Origin of the sequence: Nocardiopsis valliformis DSM 45023, assembly GCF_000340985.1 — a bacterium.
Taxonomy (GTDB): Bacteria; Actinomycetota; Actinomycetes; order Streptosporangiales; family Streptosporangiaceae; genus Nocardiopsis; species Nocardiopsis exhalans.
The window spans coordinates 175,170-195,088 of record NZ_ANAZ01000014.1 but is presented as its reverse complement, the minus strand read 5'-3'; the positions used below and the strand labels follow the sequence as shown (position 1 = coordinate 195,088).

Here is a 19,919-nt window from a genome sequence, read left to right as displayed (position 1 = left end):
TCACCTGCTTGACCTGCGCACTCCCGGAAGGCCCTACGAGAGTCGACCGACCTCTCAGCGGGCATGATCACGCGTACAACAGCACAGGGGGACGTCCCGGACCGCCCGCACGAGACCGACGGTGCGCACCCGGCTGAACAGCGCGTTGACCTTCACCCGCGCGTCAAGCTCGGATCACCGTTGGATACCGAACGGCAACCTGTTCTACTCACGAGTAGGCTCCTGTTGTTACGGTCGTCACGTCCCCAACATCAAGAACCCGTACACGTCCAGGAGCATCACGTGCGCGAATACAGCTCTCCCGCGAAGGCTGAGATCTCCGACGACGCGCGGCTGACCGACACGCTCTTTGCGCGCGCGGCCAGCGAGCCGAACGCCGTCGCCGCCCGTCGTCAGGAGGAGCCAGGGTCCGGCCAGTGGCGCGACGTGACCGTCGCACAGCTGCACGGCGACATCGTCGGATACGCCAAGGCCCTCATCAACGCGGGCATCGGGCAGGGCGACCGTGTCGCGCTCATGTCGCGTACCCGCTACGAGTGGACCGCGGTCGACTACGCGATCTGGTCCATCGGCGCCGTGACCGTACCGATCTACGAGACCTCCTCCGCCGAGCAGGTCCAGTGGATCCTCTCCGACTCCGGGGCCAAGGCCGCTTTCGTCGAGACCGCGGCCCACGCCGAGCGCGTCGAGTCCGTCCGGGCCGAGGCCCCCGAGCTGGCCAACATCTGGAAGTTCGACGGCGGTGACCTGGAGGCCCTGAGCGCCACCGGGAGCGGCGTCTCCGACGAGGACCTCGACAAGCGCCGCACCGCGGTCAAGGCCGACGACCTCGCCACTCTCATCTACACCTCCGGCACCACCGGCCGCCCCAAGGGTTGCGAGCTCACCCACCGCAACTTCCTCTTCATCGCGCACTCCGCGCTGGAGGGCCCGGCCAAGCCCGTCATCCTGGGCCACGAGGGCACCCCCTCCACCCTGCTCTTCCTGCCTCTGGCGCACGTCTTCGCGCGTTTCGTCCAGGTCATGGTCATCGAGGGCAAGGCCGTCCTGGGCCACTACCCCAGCACCGGCCCGGACCTGATCGACCAGTTCTCCGTCTTCAAGCCCACCTTCCTGCTCGCGGTCCCCCGCGTGTTCGAGAAGGTCTTCACCAAGGCCCAGCAGAAGGCCGAGGGCGAGGGCAAGGGCAAGATCTTCAACGCCGCCGCCGATACCGCCATCGCCTACAGCAAGGCGCTGAGCACGGGGAACGTCCCGTTCACCCTGAAGCTCAAGCACGGCCTGTTCAAGAAGCTGGTCTACGGGAAGATCATGGCCCGCCTCGGCGGTGAGGCCAAGTACGCGGTCTCGGGCGGCTCGGCCCTGGGCGACCGCCTCGGCCACTTCTTCCGCGGCGTGGGCCTGACCATCATCGAGGGCTACGGTCTGACCGAGACCACCGCCCCGAGCACGGTCAACAGCCCCGGCTTCAACAAGATCGGCACCGTCGGCCAGCCGCTGCCCGGCACCACCGTGCGCATCGCCGACGACGGCGAGATCCTGCTCAAGGGCGACCACATCCTGGTCGGCTACTGGCAGAACGAGAAGGCCACCAAGGAGGCCTTCGAGGACGGCTTCTACCGCACCGGTGACCTCGGCTCGCTGGACGACGACGGCTTCCTCAGCATCACCGGTCGCAAGAAGGAGATCATCGTGACCGCGGGCGGCAAGAACGTCGCCCCGGCCGTCCTCGAGGACCGCATCCGTGCCCACGCCCTGGTCAGCCAGTGCATGGTCGTCGGTGACAACCGCAAGTTCATCGCGGCCCTGGTCACGATCGACCCCGAGTCGTTCGACCTCTGGAAGGAGTCGAACAACAAGACCGGCGAGATCGCGGACCTGACCGAGGACCCCGACCTCCAGGCCACCATCCAGGGCGCCGTGGACGAGGCCAACAAGGCCGTCTCCAAGGCCGAGGGCATCAAGAAGTTCAAGATCCTGCCGAGCGACTTCACCGAGGAGGGCGGTCAGATGACCGCCTCCCTGAAGGTCAAGCGCCATGTCGTCAGCAAGCAGTGGAGCAAGGAGATCGACGACATCTACGGCGGCTAGGGTTTCAGCGGCCAGGGTTTCAGCGAATCAGGTTTCAGCAGATCGGGTTTCAGCAAGCAGGTTCTGTCGCTCCTGAAAGCTGAGGGGGCCGATCGCCTACGGGCGGTCGGCCCCCTTCTCCGTACCCGGCCCGTGCCCACCGTCCGCTCTCCGCGCTCCCGGGCCCCTTGTGAGAGCGCTCTCCGGACCTGCGGCCAGCACGCACACCCCGGACATGTGGACCGGGGCACTGCCTCTGAGGGCGCTCTCAGGAGGCGGGGCCGGACGGGACGCCCGCAGGTGCACGTGTCGGGACACGGACCCCGCAGCGTGGCTCTGAGTGTTGTGCCCGAGCAGCGCAGCCCTCGGACGGGCACCACCGCCAGACACACGACGGACCCGGCCGCGCTGTGCGGCCGGGTCCGTCGTCACGACAGGCGGGCTCTAGTGAGCCTTGTCGTCCCCGTGGTCAGCGGAGTGGTGCAGGTGGTGGCCGGTGTGGGCCTCCACCCCCTCGAAGGACACGTTGTCCTTCGTGTACCAGTGAGCCAGGGCCCTGCGGAGCTTGCCCATGCCCTTGCGGGTCTCGGGGTTCTCCACGCCCTTCTCGTCGGTCTCGTCCTCTTCCAGAGCGGTCGAGGTGATGACCGGCTTGCTCGCCAGCACGTGCGTGGTCTCGTCGGAGCTCTCCTTGTGGACCTCGATGAACTCACCGCTGGGCAGCTGCTGGATGGTGCCGCTCTCGTAACCGTGCTCCAGGGTCTCCCGGTCACGGCGCTGAAGGCCCAGGCAGATGCGCTTGGTGATGATGAAGCCGATGATCGGACCGAAGATGGCCAGCGTACGGAAGATGTACGTGGTCAGGTACAGGTCGATCGAGAAGGTCTCCGACAGGACGTCGTTCGCCCCAGCCATCCAGAGCACGCCGTAGAAGACGATGCCGGCAACGCCCAGACCGGTGCGGACCGGGGCGTTGCGCGGACGGTCGGCGACGTTGTGGGCGCGCTTGTCACCGGTGATCCACTGCTCGATGAACGGCCAGGCGGCCAGAGCACCGAAGATCAGGCCGGGAACGACCAGGCCCGGGACCAGGACCGCCGTGATGATCGGGTACCCGTCGCCGATCGGCAGCGTGAAGTCCAGGGTGTTCGGGAAGATTCGCAGCGAACCCTCCATGAAGCCCATGTACCAGTCCGGCTGGAGGCCGGAGGTGATGGACGTCGGCGTGAACGGGCCGAACAGGTGGATCGGGTTGATCTGCACGAACGCGCTCAGACCGGCGATCACGGCGAACGTGAAGAAGAAGAACCCGCCGGCCTTGACCGCGAACGCCGGGAACATGGGTGTCCCGACCACGGTCTTGTCTGTTCGTCCCGGTCCTGGATACTGCGTGTGCTTCTGGTGCCACAGGATCATGAAGTGGGCCACGATCAGTGCCAGCAACAGGGCCGGGATCAGCAGGATGTGCAGCATATAGAGCCGCGTGATGATGTCCTCGCCGGGGAACTCCCCGCCGAAGAGGAACATCGATATGTACGAGCCCACCAGCGGAAGCGCCAGCATGACGCCCTGGAGGATGCGGACACCCATGCCCGAGGGCAGGTCGTCCGGCAGCGAGTAGCCGAAGAGGCCCTCGACCATGGCCAGGGTGAAGATGGCGACACCGATGAGCCAGTTGATCTCACGCGGCTTGCGGAACGCACCGGTGAAGAACACCCGGAGCATGTGCACCACGAGCGCGGCCACGAAGATCAGCGCGGCCCAGTGGTGGATCTGGCGCATGAGGAAGCCACCACGGACATCGAAGTCGATGAACAGGGTGGAGGCGTAGGCCTCACTCATAGGAACGCCCTGGAGGCGCTCGTAGGAGCCGTCGTAGACGATCTCCGCCATGCTCGGCTTGAACCACAGCGTGAGGAAGACACCGGTGACGAGCAGGATGATGAACGAGTACAGCGCGATCTCGCCCAGCATGAACGACCAGTGGTTCGGGAAGACCTTGCGAAGGTTCTTCTCACCGCCCTTGGCCAGGTGGAAGCGGTCGTCGATGAAGTTTCCGACGCCGCGCAGCGCCTTGGGGGCTTGCGTGGTCTTACTCATCGACTAGTCCTTCCTGTATTCCCAGAACGTCGGCCCGGCCGGCTCGTTGAAGTCACCCCTGGCGACGAGGTAACCCTCATCGTCCACACCGATCGGCAGCTGGGGCAGGGGCCGGTGCGCGGGACCGAAGACCACCTTCGCAGCGTCGGCCGCGTCGAACGTGGACTGGTGGCACGGGCACAGGATGCGGTGCGTGGTGCGCTCGTAGAGCGCGGCCGGGCAACCCACGTGCGTGCAGATCTTCGAGTACGCCACGATGCCCTGGTGGGTCCAGTTCATGTGGGTCTCGTCGCTGCCCTCACGGACGGGCTGGTCCATCCCGGGCTTCCAGTCGTCCTCCGGCATCTTGATGAGCAGGATGACGGACTTGGCCTGGTCGTTCAGGCTGATGCCGTGCGGGTAGCGGTCGTCGTTCACCGCGGGCAGGGCGGAGATCATCCCGTACGGGTCGTTCTCCAGGTCCTCGAGCCTGATCTCCCGGTGGGTCCCCTCGACATGCATGCGCATGCCGTCCACCCACGGGGTGCTCTTCATCAGGTCGCCCGGCACGGGGCCGGTGTCACGCAGCAGGACGATCGGCGCGATGCCCAGCGGCAGCATGGCCGCGATGAGCGTGCGGCGCATCAGCGGACGCTTGGTGAAGCCGCTCTCGTCCGCGCTCTTCATGAAGAACTCGCTGAACGAGCTCTTCTCCTCCGGGCTGGAGGGAAGGTCGTCGTAGGACGAGGCCACCTCGTAGTGCGGCATGATGTTGCGCGCCCACACCGTCATACCGGCACCGATACCGAACATCGCGAGGGTGAGCGTGCCACCCAGCAGCATGTTCGAGTACTGGCTGATCTGCGGATCGGCGATCGCGGGCTCCCCCGCCGCGTTGGGCGGGAAGACGAAGTACGAGGCGATGAACCCGATCCCCGCCAGCATGGCGACGATGAACCATGCCGCGGCCATCTTCTCGCCCCGGCGCTGCTGCTCCTCCGGGTGGTGGTGAGTCTCCGAAGCCAGGTACGGCCCGTTGTGCTCACTCTCCGCCTCGGCGGCGGTTTCGGTCACCACGTCCGCGGTGTCCGTCGGGGTGCCGACGACGCGCTCGGTGGCGTCGTCACCCGCCTTGTTGTCGTTGTTGCTGTTCTCAGTCATGGGCACGCTGCTTCGCGGTGATCCAGATCGCGCAGGCGATGATCAGGGAGAGACCGACGGTCCAGTTGATGAAACCCTCGGCGACCTGACCGACCCGCTGCAGGTCGAAGATGCCGCCGGCGTTGGGTTCGGCCTGGAGCGTCTTGACGTAGGAGATCAGTTCCTGCTTCTCGGCGGCGGTGATAGCGCCGTCGCTGAACATCGGCATGGCGCCGGGTCCGCTGACCATGGCCTCGTAGATCTCTCGCGGAGTCGACTCATGGATCTCGGGGGCCCAGCGGCCGTCGGTGAGGGCGCCGCCACCACCGGACCAGCTGTGGCAGTGCGCACAGTTGGTCAGGTAGAGCTTCATGCCCATGTCGACGTCGTCGGCACCTTCGATGTAGGCGTCGTACTCGGACTCGTAGGCGGCAACGGCCTCCTCGTAGAGGGCGTCGACCTCCTCCGCGTCGAGGTCCTCGTCGACGAAGTCGGCACGCTGCGGAGCGGAACCGGGCACCTCGTAAGGCACGTCGGCGCCGGCACCGTTGTCCCTGATCTCCGCGTCGTAGTACGCGATCAGGTCGGCCAGGTCCTGCTCGGACATGACCATCGGCTTGCGCGGCATCTGGCTGTCCGGGTCCATGGAGGGCATACGCCCGGTGCTGACCTGGAAGTTGATTGCGGCCGATCCGACCTCACGCAGGTCGGGACCGGTCTCGGACCCAGCGCCGTCCAGCCCGTGGCACGAAGCACACGTCTGGTCGAAGATGGTCTTGCCCTGGGCGATGTCCACGTCGTCCGCGGACGGCGCCTCAGCGGCAAGGGTCTGCGCCTGCGCCTGGTCGGCGGTGGGGGCCAGTGCGGCGTACCCCACCCCGAACAGGGCTAGCGCGAGGATGACGACGACATACCCCGCCAGGGGATGCCGTCGCCGCGCGGTAATCCATTTCACGGTTTCCCCGTTTCGGGTTACTGGATGAAGTAGATGGTGATGAACAAAGCGACCCAGACGACGTCGACGAAGTGCCAGTAGTAGGACACGACGATCGCACTGGTCGCCTGCTGGTGAGTGAAGCGCTTCGCGGCGTACGTGCGTCCCAGCATGATGAGGAACGCGATCAAACCACCGATGACGTGGAGTCCGTGGAAGCCCGTGGTCAGGTAGAACATCGACCCGTAGGCGCTCGACTGCAGAGTCAGGCCCTCGTGGAAGATGAGCTCGTAGTACTCATACGCCTGTCCAAGGATGAAGAACAGGCCCATGAAGAACGTGATGTAGAACCACATGCGCAGCTTCTTGACGTCGCCGCGCTCAGCGGCCCAGACGCCGAACTGCGCGGTGAAGCTGGAAGCCACCAGGACAACGGTGATCGTGGTCGCCCACGGCACGTTGAGGTGGACGTCCGCCCACTCGCCGAGCTCGGGGTTCCCGTTGGTCACCGATCGGATGGTGAAGTACATCGCGAACAGCGCAGCGAAGAACATGAGTTCGTTGGCCAGCCACACGATGGTGCCAACACTCACCAGGTCAGGACGCTTTGCCACACCATGCGCTGATGCGGTTGCTGTTTTTGGGTTCGCGGTTGCTGTCGCCACGGGAGCATTATTACGGCTTCTCGCGAAGGTCCGTACTCGACCCCCCGTAAGGAGACGGATCGGTCCCGGTATCGGCCGCCGTCGGGGCCCGGCTCGGCTCTCTCATCGTGACTCGGGCGTTACTGTAACCGCTCGCGTGCCCTGGGTCCGCGTCTGACGCGCTCAGACGCGCCGAAAAGCTCGAACCGGGGCGGCTGAGGCGTTCCGTACCCCGCCAGAAGTCGCTTCAACCTCTCCCAGCCAACGCCGAGGTATCGAAACGGTTACCGTTGGACAACGCCGTGCCCGGGGCGGGTTAGCGAAGCGCCGCACGGCCCTGGCATCCTGTGGTGTCGAAGGTCTCAGCCCCTTCACCGGTCCCCCGGCTCCCATCTGGGCCGGGTGACCCCGAGGCAATACAGTCATAGGCATACAGCCAACGAACGCCACGGCCGCACCCCCCACGGCAGCGGCCGCGGACAGACGCGATGGGACGGTTGCGCGATGGTGATCAGCGGTACGGACACGGATGCCAGGATGCGCGTACTGGTCTACAGCGACAAGGCGGACACCCGTGAGCAGGTGCGGCTGGCCATCGGCCGGCGCCCCGCCGCCGATGTTCCCAAGGTCGAGTTCGTCGAGTGCGCGACCGCGCCCGGCGTCCTGCGCAAGCTGGAGTCCAAGGACCCGGCCGAACGGATCGACGTGGCCGTCTTCGACGGTGAGGCCGCGCCCACCGGCGGGATGGGCCTGTGCCGCCAGGTCAAGGACGAGATCTTCCGCTGCCCGCCGGTGCTCCTACTGGTGGGCCGGCGCGACGACGGCTGGCTGGCGACCTGGTCGCAGGCCGAGCAGGTGGTGAGCCACCCAATCGACCCCGTCGCGCTCGCCGAGTCGCTGGCCGAACTCATGCGCCAGCGCGCCGCCGCGCTCAGCGGGTGAACCCAGTGGGTGGTGACCGGAGGCGTGACGAACACGGCCGATTGACGGCTGAAGGGGACAACGGCGAGAGGGACATGCGCCGTCGACTCGTGGTGGGCGGAGCTCTCAACCACGGCGCTGACATCGGGCGATGGCGCGGCCGCGCCGACTTCGCCCTCCTCTTCGCCCAGGGCCGCTGAGAGAGGCGGGCACCCGACAGGGGTGCCCGCCCCCGGCGCCCTTCCCCACGCCCTTCAGTCAGGAGTTCCACATGAACGTCCCCGCCTCCTCGGCCGCCCCGGCCGAGAACAACGCGGTCGATACCGACAACCGGGAAACCTCCGCCGTCGCGGAGCGGACCTGGTCCAACCTGATCACCGCCCTGCTGGGCGGGACCACCCTCAGCACCGCCGACACCGGGTGGGCGATGAACGAGATCATGTCGGGTTCGGCGACCGACGCCCAGATCGCGGGCTTCGCGATCGCCCTGCGGGCCAAGGGCGAGAGCGTCTCCGAGGTGTCCGGCCTGGCCCAGGGCATGCTCGACAACGCGGTGCGGATCAGCGTCGACGGTCCGACCCTGGACATCGTCGGCACCGGCGGCGACCGGGCCCACACCGTGAACGTGTCCACCATGGCGGCAATCGTCGCCTCCGCCGCGGGCGCGCGCGTGGTCAAGCACGGCAACCGTGCGGCGTCCTCCTCCTGCGGTACCGCCGACGTGCTGGAGCGGCTCGGCGTGGTCCTGGACCTGCCGCCGGAACTGACCGTACGGGTGGCGCGGGAGGCGGGCATCACCTTCTGCTTCGCCCCGCTGTTCCACCCCTCGCTGCGCTTCGCCGCCAAGCCCCGCCGTGAGCTGGCGGTGCCGACCGTGTTCAACTTCCTCGGTCCGCTGACCAACCCCGCCCAGCCGACCGCCTCGGCGATCGGGGTGTTCGACGAGCGCATGTGCGAGGTGATCGCCGGGGTGTTCGCCCGCCGCGGCTCCGCCGCCCTGGTCTTCCGCGGCGACGACGGCCTGGACGAGCTGACCACGGCCACCACCTCCACGGTCTGGGTGGTTTCCGACGGTCAGGCGCGGCGCGAGCGGCTGGACCCGGCCGATCTGGGGATCGAGCGTTCGACCCCGGACGCGCTGCGCGGCGGTGACGTGGAGTTCAACGCCCAGGCGGTGCGGGACCTGGTCGCGGGGCGGCCCGGGCCAGTGCGCGACGCGGTGCTGCTGAACGCCGGCGCAGCGCTGGCCGCGGTGGACGGGGTGGGCGAGGACCTGACCGGGGCGGTGCGCGCCGGCTACGAGCGGGCCGCCGCGGCGGTGGACAGCGGCGCCGCCGAGCGCCTGCTGGCCTCGTGGGTGGAGACCAGCCAGGGCTTGGCCAAGACGCTCTGAGGTAGTCCTGGAACGCACACGAGAGGGGCACGGTGACCGGTCACCGTGCCCCTCTCGTGTCTCCTGGTTACCAGCCGATGGCGAAGGCCGACTCCAGGTCGTGCTTGGAGTAGGTCTGGAAGGAGATGTGAGTGTCGGAGGAGGTCACACCGGGGACCTTGTTGACCCGGCCCGGGATCACGTCGGCGAGGTCCTCGTGGCGGCGCACCCGCACCATGGCGATGAGGTCGACCCCGCCGGTGACGGAGTAGACCTCGCTGACCCCGTCGATCTCGGCGATGGCCTCGGCGACCTCGGGGATGCGGTGGACGTCGGCCTTGATCATGACGATCGCGGTGATCACTGTGCCTCCTGGGCGGTTCGGTGCGGAAACGGTGCCCGCCGGGCCGGGGAGCGCTAGTAGACGTCGGAGAGCCGCGTCCCGGAGCGCCATCGCAGCCGGTAGACCACCAGTCCCGCGATCACTCCGGCGACGAACCCGTAGACGTGTGCCGCGTAGGCCACGTTGGATCCGGCGCCCGGGGCGGTCGAGGATGTGACGTAGAGAAGATACTGAAGCGCGAAGTAGCTGCCCACCACGGCCCACCCGGGCAGACGCATCGGGATGACCCCGAACACCAGCGTGGTGACCCTGCTGCGGAACTGCACGACCAGGTACGCGCCGAGCACGCCCGAGATCGCGCCCGAGGCGCCGACCATGGGGACGGTGCCGTCCGCGTCCACCAGCGCGAAGCCGTAGGCGGCCACGACCCCGGTGCCCAGGTACAGGCCCAGGAAGCGGAGCTTGCCGATGCGGTCCTCCACGACCGGACCGAACACGAACAGGTAGACCATGTTGCCGAGCAGGTGCATGGGTCCGGCGTGTAGGAACATCGAGCTGAGCACGGAGAACCAGACGGACTTGCTCTCGATTCCGCCGCACTCGGGCATCAGCGGTCCGGCCAGGTCGGTGCGGCCCAGCATCTCGTCGGGGATCGCGCCCCAGCGCATGAAGTAGTCGTCGATCGCGCAGAAGCGCCCGACCATGTCCACCGGGTACCAGACGGCGGTGGCCGCCTGGGGCGAGACCAGGTAGACGAGTACGTTGACCGCGATCAGCCCGAAGGCGATGACGGGTGCGCGACGGACGGGGTAGTCGTCATTGAGCGGAAGCGCGGCCATGGGCCCAGTGTGTCATCTCGGTATGCGCTTCGGCGCTCCGCAGCGGGCATGTCCACTCGCCGTCGATCTCGACCAGGCGGGTCCCGGGGGACACGAGCCAGTCCAGGACTAGTTCGGTCTCCCCCGCCGTGGCGTTGGGGACCGGACCGAACCCGGCGGGAACGCGCTCGGCGGTGGCGGTGAGGGAGCTCAGGAAGGCGGCGGGTTCGGTGCCCGGTTCGAGGACGGCGCTGGCCGCCAGGCGGCCGTGGCGGACCACGATCGTCTCCCAACCGGTGGCGCCGGGGCGGGAGGCGACCAGGTGCGGGACGACGGCGATCGCGGTGAGCCGCTGCGCGCGTCGGGCACCGCGCAGGAAGGCGGTGAGCCGGTCGCGCAGGGCCGCCGCCTCCTCGTAGCGCAGGTCGGCGGCGAACTCGCGGATCCGGCCGGTGAGGGCGTCCACGACCACGGCCGGGTCGCCGGTCATGGCGGCGCGGGCGGCGTCGGCGTGCCCCGTGTAATCGGTGAGCGACTCCGTGCCGTCGCAGGGGGCGCCGCAACGGCCCAGCTGAGCCAGGACACAGGGGGCCACCGGTTTCCCGGGGCTGAAGGTGTGCGTGCACTGGCGCAGCGGGAGGGCGTGCAGAAGCGCCTCCTTGGCCTCCTCCGCCGCCCTGGGCGAGTTGTAGGGGCCCAGGTAGGGCGCGCCGTCATCCTTGATCACACGCACCACGGACAGGCGCGGGTAGGCGTCGGTGGTGAGCTTGACCCAGGCGGCGCGTTCGGGGTGGCGCGAGCGGCGGTTGAACGGCGGTTTGCGTTCGGCGATGATGCGCAGCTCGCGGACCGAGGCCTCCAGGTCGGTGGTGCACACGATGGGGGTGACCCCAGCCACCAGCCCGGCCATCTCCCTGATGCGGCGGCGGGACTCCGCGGCGGTGAAGTAGGTGGCGACCCGGCGGCGCAGGTTGTTGCTCTTGCCCACGTACAGGCTCTGCCCTTGGGCGTCGGTGAACACGTACACGCCGGGGCGCTCGGGCAGGTCCTCGGCCAGGTGCCGCTTGGCCCGCTGGGCGCGGGTGGGGGGTTTGCTAACCGCCCGCAGCTCCTCCAGGCTGGTCACCCCCATGGGCGCCAGCCGTGCCAGGAGCCCGTTGAGCACGTCCACGGTGGCGCGGGCGTCGTCGAGCGCGCGGTGGTTGGGTGTGGTGGGCGTCCCGAAGAACGTGGCCAGGGTGCCTAGCCGGTGGTTGTGCACCTCGGGCCGGACCAGGACCGCCCGGGCCAGGCGCAGGGTGTCCACGACCGGGTAGTCGGGCCACTGCGTGCCCTCCCGTTCGCAGGCAGCCTTGAGGAAGCCGGTGTCGAAGGGCGCGTTGTGCGCCACCAGCACGGTGTCGGGTTCGGCGGCCAGGAAATCCAGCAGCCCGGGCAGGGCCTCGGTGATCGGCGGGGCGGTGGCCACCATCGACTGCGTGATGCCGGTCAGCAGGGTGATGGCGGCCGGGATGAGCACGCCGGGGTTGACCAGGGTGGTGAACTCGTCCACGACCCGGCCTTCGCGTACCCGAACCGCGCCGATCTCGGTGATCTGGGACTTTGAGGCGCTGGTGCCGGTGGTCTCCAGGTCGACGACGACGAAGGACACCCCGGTCAGCGGTGTGCCCAAGTCCCCGATGCTGGTTTGGACGCCGACGGGCGCCGCGGACTGTCGAACCACGCGGTCAGGGTAGTCGGGCCCCACGACCAAACACCGCCGGGCTACGGTCCGGCCCGTCCGACATGGAAAGATGTGGGTGACGGAGCGGCAGAGCCCGCCGCCCGTGACGAAGCACGATACAAGGAGGAACACCGTGGGGATCGCGATGCCGGGTGACAGTGAGCGTTGGCGATGCACCGGGTGCGGGAACCTCACCCGGTTCGACGTGACCCGGACGGTGCGCTCCCAGGACTTCGTGCACCAGGAGCTCTCCGGGGCCGGTGCGGTCGAGGAGCGCACGGTGCTCTCCGAGACGGTCGAGCGGGTGAAGTGCCGCTGGTGCGGCGCCACCGACAGCGTAGAGATCGTTTCCCGTCCCGACGCCGACCGGTCGGTCTCCGGCTCTTCGGCGGAGAGCGCGACGGGTCGGGCATGAGCGCCCGCCCGGACACGGGCGGCGAGGCCGACGGCACCGATCCGACCGGTGGAAACGGCACCGCCGGTCCGGTACCCCCTGAGGAGGGCGGGGAGCGCCTGCGCCGCCCCCTGCCAGAGCCGGTGCGCGCCCGGGTCGTCGAGTACGGCTCCGACGTGCTGGGCGGGATGCGCCCGTCCGACCTTCCCCCGCTACTGCGCAGAGTCGCGAAGTTCGAACCCCGCCGCAGGGCGCGGCTGGCCGGTCCGCAGATCGCCGCCCAGCTGGAGAACGACCACGGCTTCCGAGGGATGGTCGCCGCCAGGGTGGAGCAGGTCTGGCCCGAGCTGGCCGAGGGCATGCGCGCCGGGGTGGTCCCTCCCGCTGCCGACCCCGTGGCGGTGGCGGCGAGCGCCTATCTGCTGCGGCCCAAGGGCTGGCCGGAGATCATCGAGGGCGTCCACGAGGAGCTGGAGCGGCAGACCAGCGCCAAGGAGGCGGACGAGGCCGCCGAGGCCCTCGACGACGTCCGTCGGCGGCTGGAGGAGAGCCAACGCGGCCACCAGGCTGAGCTGGAGCGGCTGCGCGGGCAGATCGGGGAACAGCGAGCGGAGATCGCCGAGCTGCGCCGCAAGGTGCACACCGAGCGTCAGCGGGCCAAGAAGGCGACCGCCGAGGCCCGGCAGGCGTTGAGCGAGACCGCCGACCACCGCAGCGAGACCGAGAGCCAGGTCAGCGCCCTGGAGGTGGAGAACCGCCGGCTGCGATCCAGACTGGCTGACGCCGAGGCCCAGGTGGAGAACGCCCGCCGGGCGGTCCGGACCGGACGCAACGCCGACGAGGCCCGGCTGCGCGTGCTCCTGGACGTGCTGGTGGACGCCTCGCACGGCCTGCGCCGTGAGCTGGCGCTGCCCGCCTCCCTGGACAGCCCGGCCGACCTGGTCGCCGCGGCCCAGGAGGAGCAGCGCCGGGTGTCGCTGGGCGGACTGCCCGACGACGCCCCCGGGCTGCTGGAGCACCTGCTGACGGTGCCCCGGGTGCACCTGCTGGTGGACGGCTACAACGTCACCAAAACCGGGTATGGGACCCTACCGCTGGCCGACCAGCGCAACCGGCTGCTCAACTCGTTGGAAGGGCTGGCCAGCCGGACCAAAGCGGAGATCACCTGTGTGTTCGACGGCGCCGACGTGGAGGCGCCCCCGGTGGTGCCCAGCCGCAGGGTGCGGCTGCTGTTCAGCGCCCCCGGGGAGACCGCGGACACGCTGATCGTGCGGCTGGTGCGGGCCGAACCGCCCGGGCGGCCGATCGCGGTGGTCACCTCGGACAAGGAGATCGTCTCAGCGGTCCGGCGGGTGGGCGCCCGCGCGGTCCCCTCCCCCATCTTCCTGCGCCGTCTGGAGTCGTACAGCTGAGCACGGGCCGGGGCCGGTGCGCCGTTTTCGACTGAGAGACCCACCACGCGAACCAGCGCGCCGGACCCGCCCCCGCGAACCGCCACGACCGCGCCCAACCCCCAGTTCACAGCCGGTAGCGACCGCCGAAAAACCCGTCTCCAGGACCCCGGTGACCAGCGAGACGGACGTTTTTCGTTTCATGTCGTGGTTGAGCTGGGCAGGCGGGTCCGCTAGGTTCTTCCCGGAACGTGAGTGCTCCGTTGGATAGAAGGCCACCCTTGTGCCTACCCACCCCGACGGCAGACCCGCACACTCTCGTCAGACCCGTGCCCACACACGGGTTCCCCCCAGCTTTTTCGTCTCCCAAGCACCCCTTTGCGGACTTCTCAATTTCAAGGAGCGTGGACCGCCATGAAGAATCCCGGTGGTCGGCGTACGGCTCGCCGAATCGCTACGACCGGCCTAGGCGTGGTTGCCGCCGGTACCTTCATCGCCCCCGGTATCGCACACGCGGAGCCGACCCAGGACGAGGTCGAGGACCGCATTGAGGAGCTCAACCAGGAGGCCGCCACCGCGGTTGAGAACTTCAACCAGGCCGAAGAGGACTACGAGGCGGCCAAGGCCGCCTTCGACGAGCTCGACGGCCAGGTCGGCGACGAGCAGGAGCGCTACGACGAGCTGCGCGAGAAGGTCCAGCAGTTCGCTAACGCCACCTACCAGGGCGGTGAGCTCAACTCCACCGCCAACGTCCTGACCTCCGACGGCCCCGAGGCCCTGCTGGAGCAGAACGCCGACCTGAACTACCTGTCGGAGAACCAGCAGTCCCAGCTCGACGACTTCGGCGAATCCGCCGAGCGCCTGTTCGCGCTCAAGGACGAGGCCGAGAAGGCCCTCGAGGAGGCCGAGGAGGCCAAGGACGAGGCCGAGGAGGCCAAGGAGGAGGTCGAGGAGGCCATCGAGGAGCAGCAGGAGATCCTGTCCCAGTTCCCCGACTCCGACGCCTCCGCCGAGGGCGGCGACGACAGCAGCGGCCAGACCCCCGACGCGCCGGTCGGCAGCGGCGGCGCCTCCGCCGCCCTGGACTTCGCCTACTCCAAGGTGGGCCTGCCCTACGTGTGGGGCGGCACCGGCCCCAACGGCTACGACTGCTCCGGACTGGTCCAGGCGTCGTGGCGCGCCGCCGGCGTCGACCTGCCGCGCACCACCTACGGCCAGGCCGACGTGGGCACCCGCATCTACGACATGAGCGCCGTCCAGCCGGGCGACATCCTGTTCTTCTTCGGCGACCTGGGCCACAACGGGCTCTACGCCGGGAACGGCCAGATGGTGCACGCGCCGAGCAGCGGACGCAACCTCGAGGTGGTCGGTCTGGCCGCCTACTGGGGCGGTCAGTTCCAGTTCGCCGTGCGCCCCTAGGCGACCGGTACCGCAGCGGTTTCCGAGGCCGCCGTCCCCTCCGGGGCGGCGGCCTCGCGCGTGCGCCCGGCTCCTGCGTGTGCCCGGACCGGACCGCCTTTAGGGTCAGCGGAGAGCTTTTCGGACAGGTCTGTTCATTCAAGGGAACATCACGAAACAGTTGAGTGCGCCCCAAGGAATGCACTAGTGTTCATCGCCGAGCGTGGTTGCTCCCTTTTCACCACCCCCCGGTGGTGACAACCGCGCCCGGGTCGGGCACACCCCCACACCGTTTCGGCCACCCGCTCTGGCCCCCAGGACCCCACCCGGTGCAGTCCCTTGATCCCGCATGGCCTGGGACAAGGGGAGAAAGGTGTTTCAGTGTCTGCATCCCGTGGCGACCGCCGGCGCCGAACCGCGGTCATCTCCTCCCTCGCTCTCGGAGTCTTCCTCCTCCCCGCCGCCGTGGCCCACGCCGAGCCCACCGCGAGTGACGTCCAGGAGGAGATCGAACGCCTCGAAGAGGAGTTCATCGAACTCAACGCGACCTACAACGAGGCCAAGGAGACCTACGAGGCAGCCGAGGAGAAGCTCGAGGGCATCCTCGGCGACATCGAGACCGCCGAGAACAAGGTCGAATCCCTCAGCGGCGGTGTGCGCGCCCTGGCCAACACCACCTACACCGGCGTGGACCTGACCTCCCCCGCCCAGCTGATCGGCGCCACCGGCCCCGAGGCGGCCCTGGAGCACCAGGCCGACCTCACCTACCTCTCGGAGCAGCACCAGGAGAACCTCGCCCAGTACGTGGAGGAGCTCGAGCACCTGGAGAGCCTGCGCACCGAGGCCGAGGCCACCGAGGAGGCCGCCGCCGACGCCCTGGAGGAGGCGGAGGAGGCCACCGAGGCGGCCGAAGAGGCCATCGAGGAGCAGGAGGAGCTGCTCTCGGAGCTGACCGCCGAGGAGCAGGCGGCCGCCACCGAGAACGTCAGCACCGAAGAGAGCGCGAGCAGCGGTGGTGGCGGCGGAGGCGGCGGAGGAGCCAGCTACACCGGCCCGGCCACCGGCAACGCCCAGACCGTGCTGGACTTCGCCTACGCCCAGGTCGGCAAGCCCTACATCTGGGGCGGCACCGGCCCGAACGGCTACGACTGCTCCGGTCTGACCCAGGCCGCCTGGGCCCAGGCCGGCGTGGCCCTGCCGCGTACCACCTTCGACCAGGTCAACGCGGGCCAGCGGGTCAGCTGGGAGAACAAGCAGCCCGGTGACCTGCTGTTCTTCTACGGCGCCAGCCCGAGCCACGTGGGCCTGTACGCGGGCAACGGCGTAATGGTCCACGCCTCGACCTCAGCCCGGCCCATCGGCACGGTCCAGCTGAGCGACTACTACCGTTCCAACTTCGTCACCGCCGTGCGCCCCTAGGCTCCCCTAGCGGCACCGAGCGATCAGGGCCTCGCGAAACCACCCGGTTTCCCGAGGCCCTTCCGCCTGCCCAGCCCCTAGACTCGCTGGGGTGTCGCGAACCCTGATCATCACCAACGACTTCCCTCCGCGCGCGGGCGGCATCGAGTCCTTCGTGCACGAGCTGGCCCGGCGCCGCCCCCAGGGGTCGGTCCTGGTCTACTGCTCCTCCCCCGCCGCCGCGGACCACCGCGCCGAACCGGACTTCGACCTGCTCCAACCGTTCCCGATCGTGCGCGACGCGGCCCAGGTGCTGCTGCCCACGCCACGGGTGGCCCGCCGGGCCCGGGTCATCGCCGAGCTGGAGGACTGTGACTCGGTGCTCTACGGGGCGGCCGCGCCCCTGGGGCTGGTCGCCGCCGGACTGCGGCCCCGGGTGCGCCGCCAGGTGGCGCTCACCCACGGGCACGAGACAGGCTGGACCGTGGTGCCGGGCGCGAGTTCGGCACTGCGGCGCATCGGTGACACCGTCGACACCGTCACCTACCTGGGCGAGTACACCCGGCGGCGGCTGACCCGCTCGCTCTCCCCCGCGGCCGCCGCCCGGATGCGCCGCTTGGCCCCCGGAGTGGACACCGAACGCTTCCGGCCCGGCTGCGGCGGCGAGGAGGTCCGCGAACGCCTGGGCCTGGGCTCGCGGCCCGTGGTCGTGTGCGTGTCCCGCATGGTGCCCCGCAAGGGCCAGGACACCCTCGTCCGGGCCTGGCCCCGGGTGCTGGCCGACGTGCCCGACGCCGTCCTGCTGTTCGTCGGCGACGGCCCCTACGCGGCGAAACTCCGCTCGGCCGCGCTGGGCCTGGACTCGGTGCGCTTCACCGGGCCGGTTCCGGCCGCAGAGCTCCCCGCCCACTACGACGCCGGGGACGTCTTCGCCATGCCCTGCCGCACCCGGCGGGGCGGTCTGGACGTGGAAGGGCTGGGCATGGTCTACCTGGAGGCCTCCGCCACCGGGCTGCCGGTGGTCGCCGGGGCCTCGGGCGGCGCCCCCGACGCGGTCCTGGAGGGCGAGACCGGGCACGTGGTCGACGGCTCGGTGCCCGGGCCGACCGCCCGCGCGCTCATCCGGCTGCTGAAGGACCCCGACCGCGCCGCCCTGATGGGCGCACGCGGCCGGAAATGGGTTTCGGATGAGTGGTCCTGGGACTGCACCCTGGAGCGGCTGGACGGCCTTCTCAGCGGCGTTTAGAGGCCCTCGCCGTGGACCGAGCCGGGGGTGCCGGTTCCGTCGGTCCTCTGCGGTTCCCCGGTCACGCTGTGGGACAGCCACTCGTCCCAGGAGCGCTGGTAGTAGCCCCAGCCGTTGTCCCACTCCAGCTCGCGATCGGTCCCGGTGGTTTCCAGGATGTCCCCCATGAGCGACTGGTCGTGGAACCAGCGGGCGTCCTCCACGGACATGTTGGTGCAGCCGTTGGAGGTGTTGGCGCTGCCGATGTTGCCGGAGTTCCAGGGGGCGGCGTGGGTGAACTCGCCGCTGTTGGAGGTGCGGACCGCCCAGTCCACGTCCAGCCGGTAGTAGCCCGGCTCCCCCTCCGGGATACCCACGGTCGCGGAGTCCATCACCAACGACTCGTACTTCTCCATGGTCAGGTGGGTGCCGGAGGTGGTGGTGTCGAAGCGCTCTTCCGCGGCCCCGTTGCTAACCGGGATGGAGCGGACGGCCTCACCGTCGACGGTCACGTTCATCTCGTGGTCGGGCACGTGCATCGTGGAGATGAGCTCGCGGCCGACCTCGAACTCGATGCGGTGGTTAGCCACCCCGTAGACGCCGTCGGCGGCCTCGACCCCGGCCAGCCGCAGGTCCACGGTGATCTCCTGGTAGGGGTCCCAGTACTCCTTGGGCCGGAAGACCGCCATCTCGTCGGTGACCCAGTTCCAGGCCCCTTCGGTCTCCTCCTCAGCCGTGACCTCGATGGAGTTCTCCACCTGCGCCTTGTGGGTGACGGGCAGGTCGAAGTTGATGATCACGGGCATGCCGACCCCGACCACGTCGCCGCTGCTGGGGAAGTTGGAGGCGAGTTCGAGGCGCTGCCCGGGTACGGCCTCCAGAGTGGTGAACTCCGAGACGGTCTCGGTCTCCTCACCGTCGGCGTCGGCCGCGGTGACGGTGACCGTGACGGCGGCCCCGGGCAGCAGGTTCCAGTCGCTGATCCAGGCGTCCCCGGCCTCGCTGAGCGTGCCGGTGACCGCGAAGGGGTCCTCCTCGTCAGCTGAGCTCTCGGAACCCCGGCCCTCGGCTTCGGCCCCAGTCTCGCCCTCCGCGGTGCCGTCAGCGGTGCCGTCGGCGGCGGCCTGTTCGATCCGCACGTCGGTGATGGTCCCGTCCGCGGACTCGACCCGGACCGGGGTGTTGGGCGCGACCCCGGTGGCGCCGGGTGCGGGGGTGATCTCCACCTGCGGCCCCTGCTCCTGTTCCTGCTCCTGCCCCGATCCCCCCGGGGCAGAGGTGCCGCCGGGCTCGTCCCCGCCGGAGGTGCACCCCGCCGCGAGGAGGACCAGGGCGGCGGCTGTCACGGCCAGTCGGGGTTGGGTGGTTCGTCGCTTCACACCAAGGACCTCCAGCGTCCGTTCTCGACGGGGCCCGGGCGTGCGCGGAGCGGGTGCGCGCCGGCGTGACGCCGTCAGGGCCTGGATGCGGCGTGAACTGCGCAGAGAGCAGCAGTCACGTGGGGGCCACCGAAAAAGAATACCCCGGTGCCCGGGGTCGTCCTGGGGACAACCTCCGGCCACCGGGGCGGTGACGCTCACATCCTACCCTGCGTAGCGATTCACTCTCGAGGAGTGATCAGCTCGCGGGGTGCGCACGTCAGTGCTGGAACTCCTTGCGGTAGTACTCGAAGACCCAGCCCAGCGAGGTGAGCATGATCGCGAGGAAACCGATGAACACCATCCACCAGCCGATCGCCACGCCGACCGCCGTGAAGGCGACGGCCATCGCGACGAACAGCGGCCACCAGCTGTGCGGGCTGAAGAAGCCGTACTCACCGGCGTTCTCGGCGATCTCGCCGTCGAGCCGCTCCTCGGCCGGAAGGCCGTGGTGGTGCTCACTGTGGCGAGCCGACTGCCAGAGCCAGTAACCGATCATCCAGCCGAAGCCGATCGAGACGACCAGGGCGGTGGTGCCCGTCCACTCGATCGCACCGGTGTCCTGGTACGACCAGTAAATGTACAGTGCGGCAGCCAGACCGAAGAAGGTCGAGATGCCCATGAACAGGTAGGCCTGCATCTTCATGTGCG

The 19,919-nt window shown here is 69.2% G+C and carries 18 protein-coding genes; 9 read left to right on the top strand and 9 right to left on the bottom strand.

Annotation, left to right across the window (positions count from 1 at the left end):
- The first annotated feature begins 282 nt into the window (after nucleotides 1–282).
- Nucleotides 283–2,091, top strand: a complete 1,809-nt coding sequence (locus tag D457_RS0116100; protein WP_017581701.1) for an AMP-dependent synthetase/ligase — start codon at nucleotides 283–285, stop codon at nucleotides 2,089–2,091.
- Between the two features lie 423 nt (nucleotides 2,092–2,514).
- Here D457_RS0116100 and qcrB read toward each other — a convergent pair whose 3' ends face one another.
- Genes qcrB through ctaE form a run of 4 tightly spaced genes read right to left on the bottom strand, consistent with a single transcriptional unit; the run spans nucleotide 2,515 to nucleotide 6,837 of the window.
- Entirely contained in the window at nucleotides 2,515–4,170 is a 1,656-nt protein-coding gene (qcrB, locus tag D457_RS0116090; protein WP_017581700.1) for a cytochrome bc1 complex cytochrome b subunit, read from the bottom strand.
- Nucleotides 4,171–4,173: 3 nt separating this feature from the next.
- A complete protein-coding gene (gene qcrA, locus D457_RS0116085) occupies nucleotides 4,174–5,310 on the bottom strand; it encodes a cytochrome bc1 complex Rieske iron-sulfur subunit (RefSeq protein ID WP_017581699.1) in 1,137 nt (378 codons plus the stop codon).
- Complete coding sequence (gene qcrC / locus D457_RS0116080) at nucleotides 5,303–6,244, bottom strand: cytochrome bc1 complex diheme cytochrome c subunit (RefSeq protein WP_449406552.1); 942 nt, start codon at nucleotides 6,242–6,244, stop codon at nucleotides 5,303–5,305. The genes qcrA and qcrC overlap by 8 nt, the downstream gene beginning before the upstream one ends.
- 17 nt (nucleotides 6,245–6,261) lie before the next feature.
- Nucleotides 6,262–6,837, bottom strand: coding sequence for an aa3-type cytochrome oxidase subunit III (gene ctaE, locus D457_RS0116075; RefSeq protein WP_376769921.1), 576 nt, complete (start codon nucleotides 6,835–6,837; stop codon nucleotides 6,262–6,264).
- A gap of 534 nt (nucleotides 6,838–7,371) precedes the next feature.
- Between ctaE and D457_RS0116070 the strand changes: the two genes are divergently transcribed.
- From D457_RS0116070 to trpD, 3 genes are all read left to right on the top strand, one after another.
- On the top strand, nucleotides 7,372–7,809 hold the full coding sequence (locus D457_RS0116070) for a hypothetical protein (protein ID WP_017581696.1): 438 nt from the start codon (nucleotides 7,372–7,374) through the stop codon (nucleotides 7,807–7,809).
- A 41-nt stretch (nucleotides 7,810–7,850) separates the two neighbouring features.
- Nucleotides 7,851–7,988 (top strand): hypothetical protein, encoded by a 138-nt coding sequence (locus D457_RS36475; protein ID WP_169542742.1) that lies wholly within the window; start codon nucleotides 7,851–7,853, stop codon nucleotides 7,986–7,988.
- A 71-nt stretch (nucleotides 7,989–8,059) separates the two neighbouring features.
- Nucleotides 8,060–9,181 carry an anthranilate phosphoribosyltransferase gene (trpD, locus tag D457_RS0116060; RefSeq protein WP_017581694.1) on the top strand — a complete coding sequence of 374 codons (1,122 nt, stop codon included), beginning with the start codon at nucleotides 8,060–8,062 and terminating at the stop codon, nucleotides 9,179–9,181.
- Between the two features lie 67 nt (nucleotides 9,182–9,248).
- Here trpD and D457_RS0116055 read toward each other — a convergent pair whose 3' ends face one another.
- Genes D457_RS0116055 through D457_RS0116045 form a run of 3 tightly spaced genes read right to left on the bottom strand, consistent with a single transcriptional unit; the run spans nucleotide 9,249 to nucleotide 12,044 of the window.
- Nucleotides 9,249–9,524 (bottom strand): Lrp/AsnC family transcriptional regulator, encoded by a 276-nt coding sequence (locus D457_RS0116055; RefSeq protein ID WP_017581693.1) that lies wholly within the window; start codon nucleotides 9,522–9,524, stop codon nucleotides 9,249–9,251.
- Nucleotides 9,525–9,577: 53 nt separating this feature from the next.
- A complete protein-coding gene (locus D457_RS0116050; RefSeq protein ID WP_017581692.1) occupies nucleotides 9,578–10,342 on the bottom strand; it encodes a rhomboid family intramembrane serine protease in 765 nt (254 codons plus the stop codon).
- Nucleotides 10,320–12,044 (bottom strand): DEDD exonuclease domain-containing protein, encoded by a 1,725-nt coding sequence (locus D457_RS0116045; RefSeq protein ID WP_026116697.1) that lies wholly within the window; start codon nucleotides 12,042–12,044, stop codon nucleotides 10,320–10,322. Before D457_RS0116045 ends, D457_RS0116050 begins: the two co-directional genes overlap by 23 nt.
- A 133-nt stretch (nucleotides 12,045–12,177) precedes the next feature.
- On the opposite strand from D457_RS0116045, the gene D457_RS0116040 reads away from it, so the two are divergent.
- The 5 genes from D457_RS0116040 to D457_RS0116020 all read left to right on the top strand — a co-directional run bounded on the left by D457_RS0116040 (nucleotide 12,178) and on the right by D457_RS0116020 (nucleotide 17,871).
- A complete protein-coding gene (locus D457_RS0116040) occupies nucleotides 12,178–12,459 on the top strand; it encodes a hypothetical protein (RefSeq protein ID WP_017581690.1) in 282 nt (93 codons plus the stop codon).
- Complete coding sequence (locus D457_RS0116035; protein WP_017581689.1) at nucleotides 12,456–13,850, top strand: NYN domain-containing protein; 1,395 nt, start codon at nucleotides 12,456–12,458, stop codon at nucleotides 13,848–13,850. The genes D457_RS0116040 and D457_RS0116035 overlap by 4 nt, the downstream gene beginning before the upstream one ends.
- Before the next feature lie 393 nt (nucleotides 13,851–14,243).
- A complete protein-coding gene (locus D457_RS0116030) occupies nucleotides 14,244–15,248 on the top strand; it encodes a C40 family peptidase (RefSeq protein ID WP_083926776.1) in 1,005 nt (334 codons plus the stop codon).
- Between the two features lie 360 nt (nucleotides 15,249–15,608).
- The gene (locus D457_RS0116025) at nucleotides 15,609–16,646 is read left to right on the top strand and encodes a C40 family peptidase (protein WP_017581687.1); all 1,038 of its coding nucleotides are present in this window, start codon (nucleotides 15,609–15,611) and stop codon (nucleotides 16,644–16,646) included.
- 91 nt (nucleotides 16,647–16,737) lie between these two features.
- Entirely contained in the window at nucleotides 16,738–17,871 is a 1,134-nt protein-coding gene (locus D457_RS0116020; protein ID WP_017581686.1) for a glycosyltransferase family 4 protein, read from the top strand.
- On the opposite strand, the gene D457_RS0116015 is transcribed toward D457_RS0116020, so the two are convergent.
- Both D457_RS0116015 and D457_RS0116010 read right to left on the bottom strand, forming a co-directional pair.
- Nucleotides 17,868–19,229 carry a L,D-transpeptidase gene (locus D457_RS0116015; protein WP_017581685.1) on the bottom strand — a complete coding sequence of 454 codons (1,362 nt, stop codon included), beginning with the start codon at nucleotides 19,227–19,229 and terminating at the stop codon, nucleotides 17,868–17,870. The genes D457_RS0116020 and D457_RS0116015 overlap by 4 nt on opposite strands.
- Nucleotides 19,230–19,488: 259 nt before the next feature.
- Complete coding sequence (locus tag D457_RS0116010; protein ID WP_017581684.1) at nucleotides 19,489–19,914, bottom strand: cytochrome c oxidase subunit 4; 426 nt, start codon at nucleotides 19,912–19,914, stop codon at nucleotides 19,489–19,491.
- Between the last annotated feature and the right edge of the window lie 5 nt (nucleotides 19,915–19,919).